Origin of the sequence: Paenibacillus paludis, from assembly GCF_042610515.1 — a bacterium.
Lineage (GTDB): Bacteria > Bacillota > Bacilli > Paenibacillales > Paenibacillaceae > Paenibacillus_AQ.
The window spans coordinates 171,290-189,080 of the sequence record NZ_JBGJZP010000015.1; the positions used below are offsets into that span (position 1 = coordinate 171,290).

The following is a 17,791-nucleotide window of genomic DNA, read 5'->3' on the forward strand; positions in this document are numbered from 1 at the left end:
GGCCGTTGTAATCTTCTAATGCTGAAATCGCCTGCAGTGATACGCACAGGATGTGAGATCTATAAGATTCTCAGAGCTGGTCCTGAACGGCTCCCATCACTTTCCCGATCCGGTCGGTAATTATCAGATCCGCCCTATGGTCATACGGTGTCGGGTCACGGTTCAGCAGCACCGTATGCCGCCCCCGGAAGTAGGTGACGAGGCTGGCTGCAGGCTGAACGGTCAGCGAAGTGCCGCCGATAATAAGCAAGTCCGCAGCCGCAATTGCTGCGACCGCCCCAACCAGCACATCATGATCCAGCTGTTCCTCATAGAGCACAACATCCGGCTTGATGATGCCGCCGCATTCCGGGCAGAGGGGCGCCCGTTCAGCAGACTGAATCACCTGCTCCAGACCGTAATAACGGTTGCAGCCCATACAATGATTGCGGTGGATAGAGCCATGCAGCTCCAGCACCACACGGCTGCCGGCCAGCTGGTGCAGCCCGTCAATATTTTGCGTAATGACCGCTTTCAGTTTGCCTTGCCGCTCCAGCTCTGCCAGCAATAAATGGGCACCGTTTGGCTCTGCCTCCGGGTGAATCATTTTGCTGCGGTAGAAATCAAAAAAAATGTCCGGCGAGGACATAAAAAAACTGCGGCTTAGCATCACCTCGGGCGGATAAGGCGAGTTATGCTCAGTCTGGTATAAACCCGCCGCTGAGCGGAAGTCCGGAATACCGCTCTCCGTGGATGTTCCGGCTCCTCCAAAAAAAACGATGTTTCCGCTGTCCTTGATCCAGGAAGCCAAAGTTTGCAATGAATCCATAGTCTGCACACGCACCCTTTCTACGAGTTATTTGTTAGCAGGTAATGCGGAGCTCATGAAAGCCGGAAACGACGATGTCGGCATCCTGCAGATGTCCAGCCGCTCCGGCAGGAGAGATGCCGACCGATAGACGCAAGCCCGCACCTTTTCCGAGCTGCATATCCGCATTGCTGTCACCGATAATAACAGTCTGCTCCGGCAGCAGGCCCAGTTCCCGGCAAGCGGTTTCGGCCATCTCGGGATCCGGTTTGCCATTCGATACCCGGTCCCTCGTGACAATAGTATGGAAGTAACCGGTTATTCCAAGTAAGTCCAGCTGCTCACCTGTGGTCTTGTCACCATCGGATGTAACTACACCCAGCTGCAAGGAAGCATCGGCACATTGCTGCAAGAATGGCAGCAGGTCCGGCAGAGGCCCGATTGTGCGGCGTCCGCGCATTCCATTCATCGCATCCTTGGCAATGGCCTTCACACGGACCAGCGCCTCATTCCAGGGAACTCCGGCAGTGTACAGCTGCCACGCGAGAATGCCATAACTCTCTTCCGCAGTTGCCATAGAGAGGGGTCCGGCGGGATCATAGCCTATTACCTTACCTTCAGCATTATGAGATGTGCCAAGCACCTTGGACAGATCAACATGCGATCCGGTGCCGATATGGGCAAGCTCATTGCCGAGACCTAGCAGCACCTCCTCCGCCCAGCTACCCCAAGTGGCGAGCAGGTCGAGCAGTGTTCCATCCTTGTCAAACAATATGCCTTGACAAGGCACGGAGAGATCCTTTACATGCAGCAGTGGCATCATACGTCTCCTCTCATCTATCTATAGCCATGATGACTAGCCCGCTACCGCAGATTCCCCATCCAGTCCAGCATCGTTCGTGCTGTACGGGCCTGCTGATCATCCTCGGTAATCGTTGCTGTACCGTCACCTTTTTGTGGCCCATAACTTCCAAACTGGGCATGATTTCCGCCCAGAATCGAGAAATATACCGTATTGCCCGGCAGATAGGAACGTCCCTCGTTGTATTTGTCCCTGTCAACAACCTCATCCTCCGTACCGAGCAGGGATAATACGGACAATGTAGTGTCCTTCAGACTGCCTTTCTCATCTGGATAGGAAGCGAGAAAAAAAACACCCTTCAGCTGATCCGGATGCTCTGACGCATAACGGGACGCCATCACACCGCCCAGTGAATGACCGCCGAGCACAAAAGACTGCTTGGGATGCACGCGGATGATTTCATCTGCGGCATCGCCCTTGATGACCGCGAGATTCAGCGGCATCCGGGCTATATAGAATGGATGCCCGGCAGCGGCAATCCGTTTGGCCAGCGGGGCATAAGCCTCCGCTTCCACCAATGCACCGGGGTAAAAAATCACTGCCGTCCCCAGAATGACCGTGGGCTCGAAAGAGATCCAGTTGTCGTTCTGCTCAACAGACACACCTCCGGCGGATACTAGCGCAGACTCGGCCTTCTCTGCCGGAGTATAAGGGGTTAAGTATTTCCACAAGAGCAACCCCGCCACAATTAAAAACAAAAGCAGTGCTATGAGGATGCTGCGTCTGGTGATTTTTTTTTTCAATAGTGTTCACTCCCGGGTACTGCATACAAAAATTATAGAGGAATCAAGTAAATCAAACAACCTTCAACACATCGCCACAATTGAGTCTGATGATAGCGCTTACCATTGTGATGTATTTCACAATTTATTCTTCGAAAATCTTGTATTTTAAAATTAAAGTAATTTCCACAGTGCATAATTTGGAGGTTAGGTCATGACCAGGGAAAACACGCTGGAAACGCGCGGAGAAACTTTTTTCCTTAACCTGCGTTTCATGCTTATTGTTACCGTATTTGTAGGCAACGCCATTGAACCTTTAATTAGCCGCATGGATGGAATGCACAGTCTTTATCTGTGGATCTTCAGCTTTCATATGCCGCTCTTCGTGCTCGTAACAGGCTATTTCGCCAGAAAGAGCCTCACCGGGTCCGCAGGCCGCAAGGTGCTGCTGCAGATCGCAATGCAATATCTTATTTTTCAAAGCCTATACTCAGCACTGGACGTTTCCCTCTTCCATGTATCCAATATCCATCATTCCTTCTTCGCCCCTTATCTGCTCCTATGGTTCCTGGCCAGTCATGCCTGCTGGCGTCTCCTGATGCTGGGGATGGGCAAATGGTCCCGAGCGGCACAAATCGCCTTCGCCGTAACGGCGGGAGTGGCCGTCGGATATTTGCAGCTTGACGGGGTCTGGTTCAGCATCAGCCGCACCTTCGTATATTTACCCTTCTTCGTAATCGGCTATCATTTTTCATTCAGTAACTTTGCCAAATGGGTTCAGAAGTATGTCAAAATTGCCGCAGCCGCATTCTCTGTCCTCATTTTTGCCCTCCTGGCAGTACTGGGCTCCGGGTTTCCAATGGGCTGGCTGTACGGAAGCATGACTTATATGCAGCTTGGGGCAGGCGAATGGTATGCGGGTCTGTACCGGCTGGCAGTCTACGCTCTGCAATTCACCGCCTCCCTGGCTTTTCTGGGCTGGGTGCCTTACCAGGTTAGCCGTATGACTGACTGGGGCCGCCGCACACTCTATGTCTTTCTGCTGCATGGCTTTATCGTTCGTTTGGCCGCCATTTCCGGTGTCTACGCCTATATCGGCAACGCCGCCGGGACAGCTCTTCTGCTGCTCTGCGCAATCCTCTCTACGGTGCTGCTGGCCCAGCCCGGGGTAAAACGTCTGCTTCACCCGATTGTCGAGCCTTCTGTCGACTGGATGATCACCCTGCAGCGGACTGCCCTGCGCCGCACACCCTGACTCTAGCGTGCTATAGAGGAAGCAAGCTCCGTCTTCTAACGATACGCACAGCTGTTATTTTCCTTATTGAATAGTGAACATTCGCGGAACGTCCACTCAAGCTTTTACCTAGGATCTTTCGCAACAATAAAAGGGGGTGTCTTAAAAGCCAATTCATTCACGGCTTTTGAGACACCCCCTTGATGATGGAGAGTAGATGGAGCTACAGGTTTGCTTCATCCTGCTCCATCGTATATTTCACATGCATTATTATATGTTGTTCGTAATCTCCAAATTGGCGGCCAAACAGGTTCAACCCGCCCTGATGAACAGCATCGGGGTTGATTCCAATGCGCAGCCGCAATTTGGGGCTGCGGTTAATCAGAAGATCATCTAAGGTAACACCCGACACCTTCTCCATATCGAGTGTCGTCTTTTCATGGTCAACACGCCAGGTCTTGAGAAACCCGTATTGTGTGGATCCATCCCACCACCAATTCGGATTCAGTTTGCCGCGCCGGTCACCGAAATCACCGGGACTGGTCCACATGCCGATCTCTGAACCATTCACCCATACGGATATGTTCGAAGGCCAGTTCTGATCATAATTCGGAGCTTCGGAACACATCTCCATAGACAGCTCAAGCGATTCAATCCGCGCTCCGGAGGGGATATCCATAGGCAGCAAATATTCCAGGAATCCTTTGCGGAGCCAGATCAGCTGTGCGTTGACATGTTTGGGGTGATAAAAGCTCGACGGTTCATCTTCTTTAATTATAAGGCCCTCGCTATTCGCCATCCCGCATGTAGGAGATACCTCACAATCGCTGTAATGGCCGATCGGCATCTCTACTTCATAGACATGGGTTACTCCCGTCGACATCGGCTCTTTCAGATTCAAGGCAATGTGGAGATCATCGTAATTCCTGCTGCAGACTTTCATCGCCCCGCGGGAGGCCGGAACTAATTCTGTATGAATTAACTCAGCCGCTTCCAATACTTTGATATTGCTCGCAACCGTCGAAACCGGAAGCTTCAGCTTCTCGGCTATTTCGATAATATTTAAGTTTTTAGAGTTTAAGAGCCGAAGAATATCAACCCTGGAACGGGTGGATAAGGCATGGGTCACCGTGACCAGTTTATCCGGGTCATTTAAGCTAAGTTCCAGCACAATTCAGCTCTCCTTATTTCCTAATCATTATACTTATCTTACTTCTTAATGAATTGAAAAACAATTAAGTCTGCTGTTCACAGGTTTGATATCAATGAAATCAATTTCTCCGTATCCTTCGCCTTTCGCAAACCGGATCTTATTCTGTCCTGCCTTCAGTTGTACCCGGGCTGTGGACAGCCCCCAGTTCTCCCAGCCTTTATTGGTGATGTAAAACGGGCTGGAAGGTCCTGAATTGACACTAAGCTGAAGATTGGACCAATTCCCGCCAGCCGTTCCGTTCGCCGTCCGGGCCAAAAGAATATATTCGCCTGCAGATGCCGCCCGAACTGAAAATTCCACGTAGCTCGCCGCTGTATCCAGATGACCCGCTTTAAGACCTCCCGAGCCCTTGGGACTGGCTGAGGCATAAGCCTCTCCACCAAATATCCCCTCTTCCCCTTCATAACGGAAATGAGGGGCTTCGCCGGAGGGCAAAGCAATCGGGTGATCAGGATCTGCGGGAGCACCGAGATTAGGCGTCTGGTCGGCATTCCAGCTGAAGGGCTGCGTGCGAACCTCGCGGTTCCATCCGGCTCCCCTGTATTTGGCGACATGGTAGACGATCCAGTCCTCCGTGCCGTCTACAGATGTAGTAAACGAATGATGCCCCGGCCCGTAAAGTCCGTTTGCTGAACTGAATATAGGCTGGCTGCGTTTAACCCATGATGCGGGATTCATTAGATCACTGGATGTGTCCGCTGTGATCAGTCCCAGACAGTAATCATCGGTCCAGCTTCCGCTTGCCGAATAGACCAGACTGATGACACCCCCGCGCACTATCACCTGCGGGCCTTCATTTACATGCGGGGAATGGTTGGTTTCCCAGCTATGGGTGGGTCTTGAAATCTCTACGCGCCCGGAATCAATCGTCCAAGGATTGCTCATATGGGCAATGTAGAGATTTTGCCGCACATTGACATTGCCCTCCCAGCCCGACCAGATAAAATACAGCTCGCCATTCACTTGCAGCACAGTGCCGTCTATAGCCCATTTGTCGGACGCATCTGTGATCCGGCCCTTAAACTGCCAGGTTCCCGTTGTCGGATCGGCGGAGGTATTCTCCATGACATACATCCGGTGGTTCACATTGTCTCCGTCGTCCATCGCGTAGTAGATGTACCAGGCCCCGTTAATATAATGCAGCTCAGGTGCCCATATGCCGCTGCCGCCTGTATTCACAACCTTAGTGGGAGCAGCATCTATCGTAGTCAGCTGGGCGGACTTCCAAAGGGTAACATTGCCGCCGGTTGTTTTGGTGAAATAGTAGAACCCGTCTGTATGCTTATAAACCCACGGGTCCGCTCCATCCTGCATGACTACGTTGTAGAAGTTGTTATGGCTGGGGACGGCATATGTCTCCTGACCCATTGGAAGAATAAGGAGTACGCCTATGGCCAGCAGCCACTTATTGCGGACATTTCCCTTCATAACCCTTCACGTTCCTTTCGGATGATGTTAGAAGGCTCTACTCTTCGATGGCTGCCTTGCGCGAATTGATGCGGCGAATCACTTCGGGATCAAATTTCGGCTGCCGGTCATAGGTATACAGGCCGTTCACTTCCTGCTCCACGTCATATAGCTGGGTATAGCAGAAGCCGAACATCATCGGATGATCCAGCAGAACCTGGGTCAGTCCCTCGTAGCGTTCAATAAACGCTTCTTCAGTTGCCGGCCGGTCCCCATAACCCCAGAACTTCTCGTCTTTCTGCTGCGGATTCCACCAAATTCCGCCGTACTCGCTGATGAAATAAGGCTGGCCTTCATACGTTTGCCGGTCCGGGAAGGTATTGAATACTTCTCCGCCATCCTTCATCGGTTCATATCTTTCCCGGAATGTCTGCGGGTTCTGATCATAATCATGCAGATCAAAAATATCCGTCACCACATGGAAATTGCCGCTTGTATCAATTACAGGACGCGTCGGGTCCATTCGTTTCGTAACCTCGTATACAATCCGCAGCACATCGTTATTTTGCTTGGTGCCGTCTCTGTCCCAGGTCTCGTTAAAAGGACACCAGCCGATCAGCGCAGGATGATTGTAATCCCGCTGCATGCCCTCAAGCCATTCCGGAAGGAATTGGGCCAAGCTCTCCGCTCCAGTGATATTCAGCCCCCAATTCGCATGCTCTCCCCATACCAGATACCCTAATTGGTCTGCCCAATACAGAAAACGCGGCTCGAAAATCTTCTCATGAAGTCTCGCACCATTAAAGCCCAGCCCCATGGAGATTTCGATGTCTTTGCGCAGATCCTCATCGCCTGGAGCGGTATAGATCCCCTCCGGATAAAATCCCTGATCCAGCACAAGACGCTGAAACACCGATTTTCCGTTGATCAGGAATTTCATTCCATCCAGTAATACGGTTCTGAGGCCAAAATAAGAATCGACGGTATCGGTCTCCCGGCCCTGTGTATGCAGGGACAGCTTCAGGCCATACAGTCTGGCGTTGCCAACCTCCCACAAGTGAACCTCCGAGAGCGGAAGGGTAAGTTTTACGGAGTGTCCGGAGACAAGGACACGGGTCTCCCCAACGGATCTGCTGTCATACAGAGCAGAAGCGGTAAGTATGCCTCCCGATACATTTCCGTGCACCTTGACTTCGAGATGCACGCAAGCATTGTCGGGATCAGGGACAACCTTCATGTCCGACAAATAAACGTCGGGCACCTGCTCAAGCCAAACTGTCTGCCAGATCCCCGTAGTACGTGTGTAGTCGCAGCCATGCGAGTGGAACATTTCACTTTGTTTGCCCCGCGGCTGGCGCCCGGAACGGACATCGTCTTCAGCATAGACGGAAATGACATTTCCGCCTGGCAACAGATTGGAGGTAATATCAAAGCTGAACGAAGTGTACCCGCCGCGGTGCGTGCCTACGGAGACTCCGTTAACCCATACCTCCGCCATGTAATCAACTGCACCAAAATGCAGCAGCGTTCTGCCATTGGTCCAGTTCTCCGGCAAAGTAAGCTCCCGTTTATACCATACGGCTGCCATAAAATCTGTATATTCTACGCCGGACAGCTTGCTTTCCGGACAGAAGGGAACCGTTATCGTTCCCGAGAGATCATGTCCTTTGTCATGGTAACCGCGTTCTTTTCCGCTTTTGCCATGATCAATCTCAAATTGCCATTGACCGTTCAGATTGATCCACTCGGTCCGGACAAAGTCGGGACGGGGATATTCAGGACGGGGAAGCGTTGGTAGATGCGCCATTGTGTAGCTCCTTTTGTGAAATATTATTTATTATGGATAAACATCATAATATTGCGAATGGCTTCAAGCGGCGCTTTGGGCGTTCTGTCGTAAGTGAGCAACCCATTGATTTCCTGTTCGACATCTGTCAGCTGGGTATAGCAGTAGCCTTGAATCACCGGTGAAGTGAACATCGGGTCCACCACTGCCTTAAGCTTAATCAGGAAGTCCTCCTCATTCTCTGCTCCCGAGTAACCCCAGCCCTCCCAGTCACTTTTCTTAAAGGCAATCCCGCCAAACTCCGATACAAGAATCGGCTGGCCTTGATAGGAAGCTCCGCCGACAAATATTTTACGGTTCGCCGGCATCGCATTCACGGCGGATTCTGCCGTGGCATATCTTTTTTCCAGCACTTCCTGGCGACTTTCATAGTCATGAATGGTTACCAGATCCGTAGTCATATGCTCCCAACCATCGTTATAGATAACGGGTCTCATCTCATCCAAAGATTTTGTTAAATGATACATTGCCAGTCCGTGCTGCTGCTGGCGTGTATCAATCTGGACATTGGGAACTCCCCAGCTCTCATTCAGCGGAACCCAGGCCACGATGCTTGGGTGATTATAGTCCCGCTCAATAATCTCCTGCCATTCGCTGGTGTACCGCCGGACATACTCTTCAGAATATTCATAGGCATTGGCTGCTTCACTCCAGACGAGCAGGCCAAGCTTGTCGCACCAGTACAGGAAACGGGGATCTTCTGTCTTCTGGTGTTTTCTTACTCCGTTAAATCCCATTTCCTTCGCCAGTTCTACATCACGCTTCAAGGCTTCGTCCGTAGGCGCGGTTAGAATTCCCTCCGGGAAGTATCCCTGATCCAGCACCAGTCTCTGGAAATACGGGCGGTTATTCAGGCACAGCCTGCCGTCCTCAATAGACACCTTGCGCATGCCGAAATAACTCGCAGCCTCATCGACTACCTCGCTATTCCGAAGCAGCTCGAATTGAATGTCATACAAATTCGGATGCTCGGGGCTCCATAGGCGTCCAAGACCATGATCCGTAAAATCACCCAGTCCGAGGGTCCGATGCTGCTCGGCATTCCTGATCGCGTATTGATCTTCCGCAATCACTTCACCGCTATACGATACCGTTATGCGAAGTTTAAGCTCATCGGCAGCCTTAAACCCCTGGAGGAATGTCCGGATGCGGATTTCATTGCGGTCAATGTCAGGCGTCAGCCTAGTTTTGCTCAGATGTACCGCTGACAACGGTTCGATCCAGACACTCTGCCAGATTCCGGTCGTGCGGGTATAGAAGATGGCAGCGGACTGTTCCAGCCAGTATTGCTTGCCCCGCGGCAAGGTTACATCCCGGCTGAAATCTTCCGCCCGCAGCACAATCGTGTTGCTTCCTTTAATCAGCGACGGTGTGATATCTGCCTGAAACGGCGTATGACCGCCTGCATGTGACGCCACCAGTTGCCCATTTACCCAGACTTTTGCCAAATAATCCACTGCACCGAAATGAAGGACAAGCCGCTTGCCGTCCCAAGCCTCCGGGACCTCGAAGCTTCTCCTATACCACACCACATCATGAAAAGAGGGATCTTCAATGCCGCTCAGCTTGCTCTGAAAAGCAAAGGGCACTTGGATGGTTTCTGTAAATAAAGCGGGAGCACCAGCCAGGTACCATCGTTCATCCTCACCAACCCGTTCATCATCAAAACTAAAATCCCATTCTCCGTTCAAGCTCAGCCACTCTCTGCGGAGAAACTCGGGCCTTGGATACTCCGGACGCGGAACTTGTGTATTGCTTGCCTCTGTCAACATGGTGTACTTCACTCCTGTTTATTAATTTCTATTTCATTTTATATAGTCTATTGCCTCATCCTTTGATCGAACCTACGTAAACCCCTTTAACAAAGTATTTTTGCAGGAATGGATATACCATTAATATAGGAAGCGTAGAAACGACAATCGCACAATATTTAACGAGTTCACGGAAAGCCGTTTGGCTCTGCGCACTGTCGATGACTACCCCGCCCGCACTGCCGATTGATGTTGCGGTTGCGTCATTGGCTACTAATATTTCCTTCATTAATAACTGCAGCGGGAACAGCTCTCTGTCTTTTAGCAGCACCATCGCATTAAACCAGGAGTTCCAATTCCCGACAAGGTAGTATAAAAAGATTACGGCCAGTGTGGCTTTGGACAAGGGCAGAATGACTTTCGTTAGAATATGGGCCTGGCTCGCCCCGTCAATCGTAGCCGCTTCTTCCAATTCCTGCGGAATGGCTTGAAAGCTGGTCCGTAAGATAATGATGTTCCATGTGCTTAAAGCGCTTGGCAAAATCATGGCCCACAAATTATTGTATAAGCCGATATCCTTCATTAATAAGAACCAGGGAATCAGCCCTCCGCCAAAAAACATGGTGATCGTAATCAGGATCATGATAAAGTTTTTGAAGTATAAATCTCTCCTGGATAACACATAGGCACCCAGTATGGTCATGATCATATTGACTAACGTGCCTAACCCTACATAGATAATCGTGTTTTTGTACCCGTTGATCAGACTGTTGTCTTTAAACACCAGCTTATAGCCGTCCAAAGTGAATCCCAGCGGTCTCAGCAAAATTCCTTTATGAGCCACTAAGGAGCCCGGGTCGCTGACGGAAGCAAACAAGATATGCAGGATAGGATAAAAGCACACCAGCGTTAATGCGGTTAATAAGGCATACAGGGTGAAATCGAATATTCTGTCCCCTGTGGATCTATGCTTCCTGATTTTTTTCTTTTTAGGCTGCAGGTTATCTTTCATGGCTGTCCCTCTTTCTTACCATAAGCTGACCTCGGATCTGCGTTTGGCTATTCTATTGGTCATCCACAGCAGCCCGAAGTTAACGATCGAACTGATTAATCCCACGGCCGTAGAATAACTGAGACTGGCTTCTCTTAAGCCGCGGCGGTAAACATAGGATGCAATGACATCAGCAGTATCGTAGATCAGAGGATTGTACAGCAGGATAATTTTTTCGTAACCGGATGACATTAACCCGCCGATTGCAAAAATAAAAAGAATGATAATGACCGGACTGATCTGAGGCAGCGTAATATGCCACATTTTCTTTATCCGTCCTACGCCATCAATTTCAGCCGCCTCATATAACGAAGTATCAATGGAGCTCATCGCAGCGAGATAAATGATGCTGTCCCAGCCGATGCTCTGCCAAATGCCGGAGAACGTATAAATCGGCCGGAAGAAAGAAGAATAGCCAAGCAGTGAGGAGTACTCTTTTCCGGTTACAAATTGAAGGATTTGTGTAATGATCCCCTCATCTGCGGCAAAAATATGAATGATCCCGCATACAACCACCAGTGAAATAAAGTGAGGCATATAGGTAATGGTTTGAACGGTTTTCTTAAACTTGGCCCCGCGGATTTCATTCAGCATTAAAGCTAGAATAATCGGCGCGGTAAATCCGAAGGCGATCCCCCAAACATTCAAAAGCAGGGTATTCTTAACGACTCTCCAAAAATACGGCCCTTGGAAAAAATCAATAAAATGCTTAAACCCTACCCAGTCGCTCTCGCTGAACCCCAGCAAGGGCTTGAAGTCCTTGAAGGCGATCAGAACTCCCCACATGGGCCCGTAGCAGAAGATCAGAAACCACGCAACTACAGGAACAGCCAACAGATAGACAAACCAGTTCTTCTTCAAATCCTTTTGGATCATGAAACAACCACCTATCGTTTGTTATATCGATCCAAGGCTGCCTGATGGATACTTAAAAATTCGTCCAGTCCCATACTCTGAGCTTCCTTCAAAAATTTATCATAGGCATCAACCGGCATTTCACCCATTATGATTTTTGCAAAATACTCTCCACGGAGTGTCGACAGCTGGTTGCCAAGCTCGGCTTCCCGTGAGGCTTCATCTTTGGTAAAGGAAATCGGCGGCATTGCCATGCTGGTATCCATATTTTCAGTCCAGAATTTCCGGATATCGCCGGAGTAGCTTCCTTTGGTGGCGATCAGCGGGTTGGCATGATGCTCATCACGGATATTCGGCCAGCTATGCATGCGGTATTTATATAAAGTAGTCGATACCGGCTGACCTTCAGGGTCCTTATAGATATAACTGTCCTCCGGATAATAAGGCATTCCCGTCTCATCTATCAGATGTACCTTTCCGTATTCGCCAAAGTTAATCAATTCCCAGCCCTTTTTGCTGAAATTGAAATCGAGCCAGGCCATTGCCGCTTCCACATTCTCGCTTTGGGTAGTGATCGCAGCTTCAGTCCCTGCCCTTTTAAAATTCTTGTACGTAGTGGCGGATTTATCCCCCTTGTTCAGAACCGGATTCAGTGCTCCCACAAAGTCGATATTGCTCTGCTCTTTCCAGTAGCTCCACATCGTATCCGGAGAATCCATCATCACAGCGGTGTCCCCCGAAATAGCGCTTGCCATTCTTTGGTTAAAGTCGGCCGTTGCCCAATCCGGGTTAAGCAATCCTTCTTTATTCCATTGCTGCATGGTCGACAGGTACTCTTTGGCTTTCGGCTGTGCCGGTCCCCAGGCCACTTTGCCGTTCTTATCGAGGAAGGTCCAATCCCATACTCCATATGCACCATTAATGATGCCGGTAAAGATTTGGCCGTAAGAGGATCCGTAATTAAGCGGTGCTTTGTAGCCGGCTTCCTTTGCTTTGGTCAAAAAGGTATGCCATTCATCAATCGTATTCGGAATTTCAAGCCCTGTTTTGTCCAGCGCCTCCTGCTTAATCAGTGTTCCAAACCAGGTCCATTCGGAATACGGGGCGATCCCGTAAAAGCCCAGCAGCTTGCCGTCGTCAGTGACTGTAGTTTTTCTTCTCGATTCATCGGAATTGCGCCATTTCGTATAGTTCGGTGCATTTTTTTCCATCAGATCTGTCAGATCGATATAAGCGCCGTCATTTACACCCGCTTCCAGACCGCCCGGATAACGTCCCGGCTCAATGATAATGTCCGGAAGATCACCCGAAGAAATCATCAAAGTAAAGGCGTCGGCTTCCTGGCCGATTGGCGGCGTGATGAAATTTACCTTGATTCCTGTTAATTGCTCCACCTGCTTTTGGACCACATGATTGTTCATATCCGGGATATTGGAATTTGCAGGCATCCAGACATCCAGAACAACGTCTCCTTTAACAGGATAAGCTGAATAATCGCTTGGAATCACTTCATCATAAACGTCGCCGAGGTATGTATCATTCAAGGAATGATTCACTTCGTCGGTTTGCTCCTGGGTTGGCGCTTTATTGCCGCGTATGTCTCCGCTGATATCTTTAAAAGCAACCGGGTCTTGTGCATTGGATGTGTTCTCTTTGTTGGAGTTACTGCTATTTCCGGCCCCATCTTCTGCCTTATTGCCACTGCATGCTGTTACAGTCGAAATGATCAGTACTAATACAAATAAAAGACTTAACTGACGCTTTGTATTGTTCTTCATACTTAACCTCCCGCTATAAAATAAGTTCCACAATATCTTAGGCGAACCCAACGTTTGAAACCACGCTCCTTTGCTCCATGCCGACTGCTCCCCTTTTACCTGTAAAATGATCAGACATAAAAATCATGTGATTGATACAGCTTTTCTGTATCTTAAGTCGAATTATAAGGATGTCAATCTTCATTGTCAACGCTTTCAAACAATATTTTTGTAATATTTTAAGTCTCAATTAAACAATTAATCCGGCCTACCAGACTCCTATTCGAGTGTGAAAGGGTTTTAAAAACCTATGATTTACCTACTAACGCTTGATAATCAGCCGTTTAATACGTTATTTACGGGAAAAATGTTTTCTGGACTTCAATTCGCATGAAAAGGCCATTTGTTACAATATTACTGTAACAAATGGCCTTTTCTATCTTGATTTTATATTTGTTTGATCCTAGGCTTTACTCACCCGACGGGACGGTCAAGGCATGAGTATCGCTATAGGGAACCCCGAAATCCGGTGTTCCATCCGGCTTCCACCCGAATTTCTGGATCCGGGTTGCCCGCAAAGCTACATCCGCTCCAGCGGCAGGAAGCGCATGATAGACGATCCAATCCTCCCGGTTATCGGGTGATCGGGTAAAGCTGTTATGTCCGGTAGCATAAATCCCGTTCTCCACACTTTTGCAAAATACAGGCAGCATCGATTTCTCCCATGATAGCGGTTCCATAGGATCAGAAGCTTCGCTCATTGTGAGCATACCCAGTGCATAATCCTCAGACCAGGTTGTGCTCGCCGAATATACCAGAAAAATGCGGCCGTTGCGCTGCAGGATCACCGGGCCTTCGTTAATGGCCATACCGCCTTGTTTCTCCCAAGACAAGGTTGGAGCGGTGAGCAGACGATGTTCCCCTGCGAGCGTCCAGGGATCGCTCATCCGCATAATGTAAACAGCTGATCCGTACTCAGGGAAATGACCATATCCCGCATACAGGAAATACAGCTCATTCCGCAGTCTCATCACCGTACCATCCAAGCCAGGAACAGGTGTCTGCAGCGCGCCTTTCCACACCCACTCCCCTTCCAGCGGATCAGACTGTTCGTTCTCCAGCACGCAGATTCGGCGCGACTCATCGCCTCCGCCGTCATTGGCGGTGTAGTAGATATACCATTTGTTATCCAAGTGATGAATCTCCGGCGCCCATAGGTTGTAGCTGTAGCTGCCTCCCGGTTCGGGAGACCAGATTAATTTCTTACGGCCTTCCGCAAGACCGGTCAAAGTACTGGATTGGGTGAGTTCCAGACCTTTCGAGCGGGTAGACATGAAGTAGTAGCAGCCATCGGTATGTTTGAATACCCACGGGTCAGCTGAACTTGCTGCAATCGGATTAAAAAAGGTTGTACGCTGTGACATTTTCTTTCCTCCTCAGTGATATGATGGACAATCCCCGATCTTCCAGCACCTCCCATAAAAAGCTAAGTACCATCTTACTGAGCTCTCCTTAAGTTGTCTAGAGTGGGAGGAAAATACAATCCCGCTTGTCCGTCAGCTTCTTCCGGATTATAATCCCCTCTGGATGCACTTCCAAATAAATCCTCCCCCTCCGGGGATAGGCTTTTTCTGCGTCCCTCGGCCCATTGCGTCATCCGACAAACTTCACATTGTCCGGTAGAAAAAAGAGGCCTTTTGTGATAGACTCACTAATAACAATGGCTGGCTGCTATTCATGGCAGCTTACCGTTTAAGCTTAATCGGTCTTATTTTTTATAGAAACGGCTTCGCCCTACTTCTCTTTTAAGAAGCTGGACCCCGTTCTATCTATAAACCGCAGACACGCAGCTTTTGGGATTGTGATGCGTTAATGCGACACTATACGACACCAGGCAAAAACTTCCGTAGTGAGATTGGATACATTCACGGAAGCTGAAGCTAACAAACTTTTCAGGGGGGGAATTTCATTATGGCAGCCAAGAAAATGCGTTCAGACATGATTAAAAAAGGCTTTGACCGGGCTCCACACCGCAGTCTCCTGCGGGCAGCCGGAGTAAAAGAGGAGGATTTCGGCAAGCCGTTTATCGCGGTCTGCAATTCCTATATTGATATCGTTCCGGGTCATGTGCATCTTCAGGAGTTCGGCAAAATTGTTAAGGAAGCCATTCGTGAAGCTGGCGGCGTTCCCTTCGAATTCAATACGATCGGTGTAGATGACGGAATTGCGATGGGCCATATCGGTATGCGCTATTCGCTGCCAAGCCGCGAGATTATCGCCGACTCGCTGGAAACCGTCGTTTCCGCCCACTGGTTCGACGGCATGGTCTGCATTCCTAACTGTGATAAAATCACCCCGGGCATGATGATGGGCGCACTGCGCGTCAACATCCCGACTATCTTCGTCAGCGGCGGCCCGATGAAGGCTGGCGTAGACAGCAAAGGCAAGAAGTTATCCCTTACCTCTGTATTTGAAGGCGTAGGCGCCCATCAGGTCGGCAAGATCAATGATGCTGAGCTGCTGGAGCTTGAACAATTCGGCTGTCCGACCTGTGGCTCCTGTTCGGGCATGTTCACCGCCAACTCGATGAACTGCCTTGCGGAGGCGATGGGACTGGCGCTGCCGGGCAATGGTACAATCCTGGCTGTAGCGGAAGAACGCAGAGATTTTGTCCGCAAATCGGCAACCCAGCTCATGGAGCTGATCAAGCTGGATCTCAAACCACGCGACATCGTGACCCAGGAATCTCTGGACAACGCTTTTGCTTTGGACATGGCGATGGGCGGCTCCACCAACACCGTCCTGCATACGCTGGCACTGGCTCAGGAAGCAGGCATCGACTATCCGCTGGAACGCATCAATGAAGTAGCGAACCGCGTGCCTTATCTGGCCAAACTGGCTCCGGCCTCCGATATCTTCATCGAGGATGTAGACCGGGCAGGCGGCGTAAGTGCCGTGCTGAACGAGCTGCTGAAGAAACCAGGCGCCATCTTCGGCGACTGCATGACCGTTACCGGCAAAACGCTGGCTGAAAATGTCCGTGGACATGAGATTCAAGATACCACGGTTATTCATACGCTGGACAACCCCTATTCCGAGGTTGGCGGTCTGTCCGTGCTTTACGGAAATCTTGCACCGGAAGGTTCCATCATCAAGGTCGGTGCCGTTGACGCCTCTGTAGGCGGCTACCATAAAGGCCCGGCAATCTGCTTCGATTCTCAGGAAGAAGCGCTGGAAGGGATCGCAAACGGCAAAGTGAAGGAAGGCCATGTCGTGGTTATCCGTTATGAAGGACCTAAGGGCGGTCCCGGCATGCCGGAGATGCTCGCACCGACTTCGCAGATCGTCGGCATGGGCCTTGGTGCCAAGGTCGGCCTGATCACCGATGGCCGCTTCTCGGGCGCGTCCCGCGGCATCAGCATCGGCCATATCTCTCCGGAGGCGGCTGAAGGCGGTCCGATCGCTTTTGTCGAAGATGGCGACATCATCGAGCTGGACCTCAACAACCGCAAGATCGAACTGCTGGTTGAGGAAGAAGTCCTTGCAGTCCGCCGCAGCGGCTGGAAAGAGTTCGAGCCGAAAGTCAAAACCGGCTATCTGGCCCGCTACTCCAAGCTTGTTACCAACGCCAGCAAGGGCGGCGTGTTGAAGATCTAATCAAGCTTTAAGGCATCAGCCTAATTATAATTCAGACAAAAAGAGCAGTCCCCACTACGTATGTGGGACTGCTCTTTTGTTTAGCTGATTCGATCATTTCTGTATGTAGTCCGCGTCCGGCGGATTTAGGTGCACTTCTACCTCTCATTTCACTAGGGCGTGTCTTCAAACCGCTTCTCCGCCAAAACCGCTGCTGTATGCCCAAGTAATCATAGGTACAGTACCATTTTCTGATCACACGCGAAGAAAGGCATTTCACCAACAGGTAGTTTTTTTGCGGAGGCTTACGTCTCGGGGTTTCAGAGACTTCGCTCTTCTTCCGAAGGCGTGTGTGTGCGTCCGGAAAGTGTATTCCTCGCTCTGAGCACGAGCGGACCGAGTTGCACTTATTTGGGGTTTTCAACCTGTTACAGGAGGACAACGGACTCCAGCGCAGTTATTTCTCCCTGATAGCCGTTTTTAGATAGAATGCAGAGCTGATAAGGTCGCCTGGGTCCGCATAAGAGAATAAACAGGGGTTTTACTCTCCATAGCGTCTCCTGAGTCCGTCCCTCGTAATTAAGAGGGATTCTCACGAATGCTCACTCATTCGCAGGATTTCATCGCTACGAAGCGGTGGAGATGGTTGGCTTGCGATGGAAATTGAACC

13 protein-coding genes are annotated in these 17,791 nt (G+C 50.1%); 2 read left to right on the plus strand and 11 right to left on the minus strand.

Features of this window, described 5'->3' with window-relative positions; translation table 11 throughout:
* Positions 1 to 70: 70 nt before the first annotated feature.
* From ACAN56_RS24790 to ACAN56_RS24800, 3 genes are read right to left on the minus strand one after another with little or no spacing between them, the layout of a single operon-like run.
* Positions 71 to 808, minus strand: a complete 738-nt coding sequence (locus ACAN56_RS24790) for an NAD-dependent protein deacylase (protein ID WP_038588204.1) — start codon at positions 806 to 808, stop codon at positions 71 to 73.
* A gap of 34 nt (positions 809 to 842) precedes the next feature.
* Complete coding sequence (locus ACAN56_RS24795; protein WP_379146113.1) at positions 843 to 1,610, minus strand: HAD family hydrolase; 768 nt, start codon at positions 1,608 to 1,610, stop codon at positions 843 to 845.
* A gap of 41 nt (positions 1,611 to 1,651) precedes the next feature.
* Positions 1,652 to 2,392: an alpha/beta fold hydrolase gene (locus tag ACAN56_RS24800; protein ID WP_379146114.1), complete on the minus strand. Its 741-nt coding sequence runs from the start codon at positions 2,390 to 2,392 to the stop codon at positions 1,652 to 1,654.
* 193 nt (positions 2,393 to 2,585) lie between these two features.
* On the opposite strand from ACAN56_RS24800, the gene ACAN56_RS24805 reads away from it, so the two are divergent.
* Complete coding sequence (locus ACAN56_RS24805; RefSeq protein WP_379146115.1) at positions 2,586 to 3,626, plus strand: acyltransferase family protein; 1,041 nt, start codon at positions 2,586 to 2,588, stop codon at positions 3,624 to 3,626.
* 202 nt (positions 3,627 to 3,828) lie between these two features.
* On the opposite strand, the gene ACAN56_RS24810 is transcribed toward ACAN56_RS24805, so the two are convergent.
* The 8 genes from ACAN56_RS24810 to ACAN56_RS24845 all read right to left on the minus strand — a co-directional run bounded on the left by ACAN56_RS24810 (position 3,829) and on the right by ACAN56_RS24845 (position 14,909).
* Positions 3,829 to 4,776, minus strand: coding sequence for an ArsR/SmtB family transcription factor (locus ACAN56_RS24810; protein WP_379146117.1), 948 nt, complete (start codon positions 4,774 to 4,776; stop codon positions 3,829 to 3,831).
* Between the two features lie 45 nt (positions 4,777 to 4,821).
* Positions 4,822 to 6,246 carry a family 43 glycosylhydrolase gene (locus ACAN56_RS24815; RefSeq protein ID WP_379146119.1) on the minus strand — a complete coding sequence of 475 codons (1,425 nt, stop codon included), beginning with the start codon at positions 6,244 to 6,246 and terminating at the stop codon, positions 4,822 to 4,824.
* Positions 6,247 to 6,283: 37 nt separating this feature from the next.
* Positions 6,284 to 8,032, minus strand: coding sequence for a glycoside hydrolase family 2 protein (locus ACAN56_RS24820; protein ID WP_379146120.1), 1,749 nt, complete (start codon positions 8,030 to 8,032; stop codon positions 6,284 to 6,286).
* A 23-nt stretch (positions 8,033 to 8,055) separates the two neighbouring features.
* On the minus strand, positions 8,056 to 9,843 hold the full coding sequence (locus ACAN56_RS24825) for a glycoside hydrolase family 2 protein (RefSeq protein ID WP_038588184.1): 1,788 nt from the start codon (positions 9,841 to 9,843) through the stop codon (positions 8,056 to 8,058).
* A gap of 55 nt (positions 9,844 to 9,898) precedes the next feature.
* Positions 9,899 to 10,834, minus strand: coding sequence for a carbohydrate ABC transporter permease (locus ACAN56_RS24830; protein ID WP_038588181.1), 936 nt, complete (start codon positions 10,832 to 10,834; stop codon positions 9,899 to 9,901).
* A 15-nt stretch (positions 10,835 to 10,849) separates the two neighbouring features.
* Positions 10,850 to 11,749 (minus strand): ABC transporter permease, encoded by a 900-nt coding sequence (locus ACAN56_RS24835; RefSeq protein ID WP_038588178.1) that lies wholly within the window; start codon positions 11,747 to 11,749, stop codon positions 10,850 to 10,852.
* Positions 11,750 to 11,760: 11 nt separating this feature from the next.
* The gene (locus tag ACAN56_RS24840) at positions 11,761 to 13,506 is read right to left on the minus strand and encodes an extracellular solute-binding protein (RefSeq protein ID WP_038588176.1); all 1,746 of its coding nucleotides are present in this window, start codon (positions 13,504 to 13,506) and stop codon (positions 11,761 to 11,763) included.
* Positions 13,507 to 13,955: 449 nt separating this feature from the next.
* A complete protein-coding gene (locus ACAN56_RS24845) occupies positions 13,956 to 14,909 on the minus strand; it encodes a glycoside hydrolase family 43 protein (protein WP_379146123.1) in 954 nt (317 codons plus the stop codon).
* 547 nt (positions 14,910 to 15,456) lie between these two features.
* Between ACAN56_RS24845 and ilvD the strand changes: the two genes are divergently transcribed.
* Complete coding sequence (gene ilvD / locus ACAN56_RS24850) at positions 15,457 to 17,142, plus strand: dihydroxy-acid dehydratase (RefSeq protein WP_038588170.1); 1,686 nt, start codon at positions 15,457 to 15,459, stop codon at positions 17,140 to 17,142.
* The last annotated feature ends 649 nt before the right edge of the window (positions 17,143 to 17,791 follow it).

Bases quoted from the DNA above. Each gene is read 5' to 3' on its own strand.
- ACAN56_RS24790 (WP_038588204.1), bottom strand. From the start codon at position 808: ATGGATTCATTGCAAACTTTGGCTTCCTGGATCAAGGACAGCGGAAAC.
- ACAN56_RS24795 (WP_379146113.1), bottom strand. From the start codon at position 1,610: ATGATGCCACTGCTGCATGTAAAGGATCTCTCCGTGCCTTGTCAAGGC.
- ACAN56_RS24805 (WP_379146115.1), top strand. From the start codon at position 2,586: ATGACCAGGGAAAACACGCTGGAAACGCGCGGAGAAACTTTTTTCCTT.
- ACAN56_RS24815 (WP_379146119.1), bottom strand. From the start codon at position 6,246: ATGAAGGGAAATGTCCGCAATAAGTGGCTGCTGGCCATAGGCGTACTC.
- ACAN56_RS24820 (WP_379146120.1), bottom strand. From the start codon at position 8,032: ATGGCGCATCTACCAACGCTTCCCCGTCCTGAATATCCCCGTCCCGAC.
- ACAN56_RS24825 (WP_038588184.1), bottom strand. From the start codon at position 9,843: ATGTTGACAGAGGCAAGCAATACACAAGTTCCGCGTCCGGAGTATCCA.
- ACAN56_RS24830 (WP_038588181.1), bottom strand. From the start codon at position 10,834: ATGAAAGATAACCTGCAGCCTAAAAAGAAAAAAATCAGGAAGCATAGA.
- ACAN56_RS24835 (WP_038588178.1), bottom strand. From the start codon at position 11,749: ATGATCCAAAAGGATTTGAAGAAGAACTGGTTTGTCTATCTGTTGGCT.
- ACAN56_RS24840 (WP_038588176.1), bottom strand. From the start codon at position 13,506: ATGAAGAACAATACAAAGCGTCAGTTAAGTCTTTTATTTGTATTAGTA.
- ACAN56_RS24845 (WP_379146123.1), bottom strand. From the start codon at position 14,909: ATGTCACAGCGTACAACCTTTTTTAATCCGATTGCAGCAAGTTCAGCT.
- ilvD (WP_038588170.1), top strand. From the start codon at position 15,457: ATGGCAGCCAAGAAAATGCGTTCAGACATGATTAAAAAAGGCTTTGAC.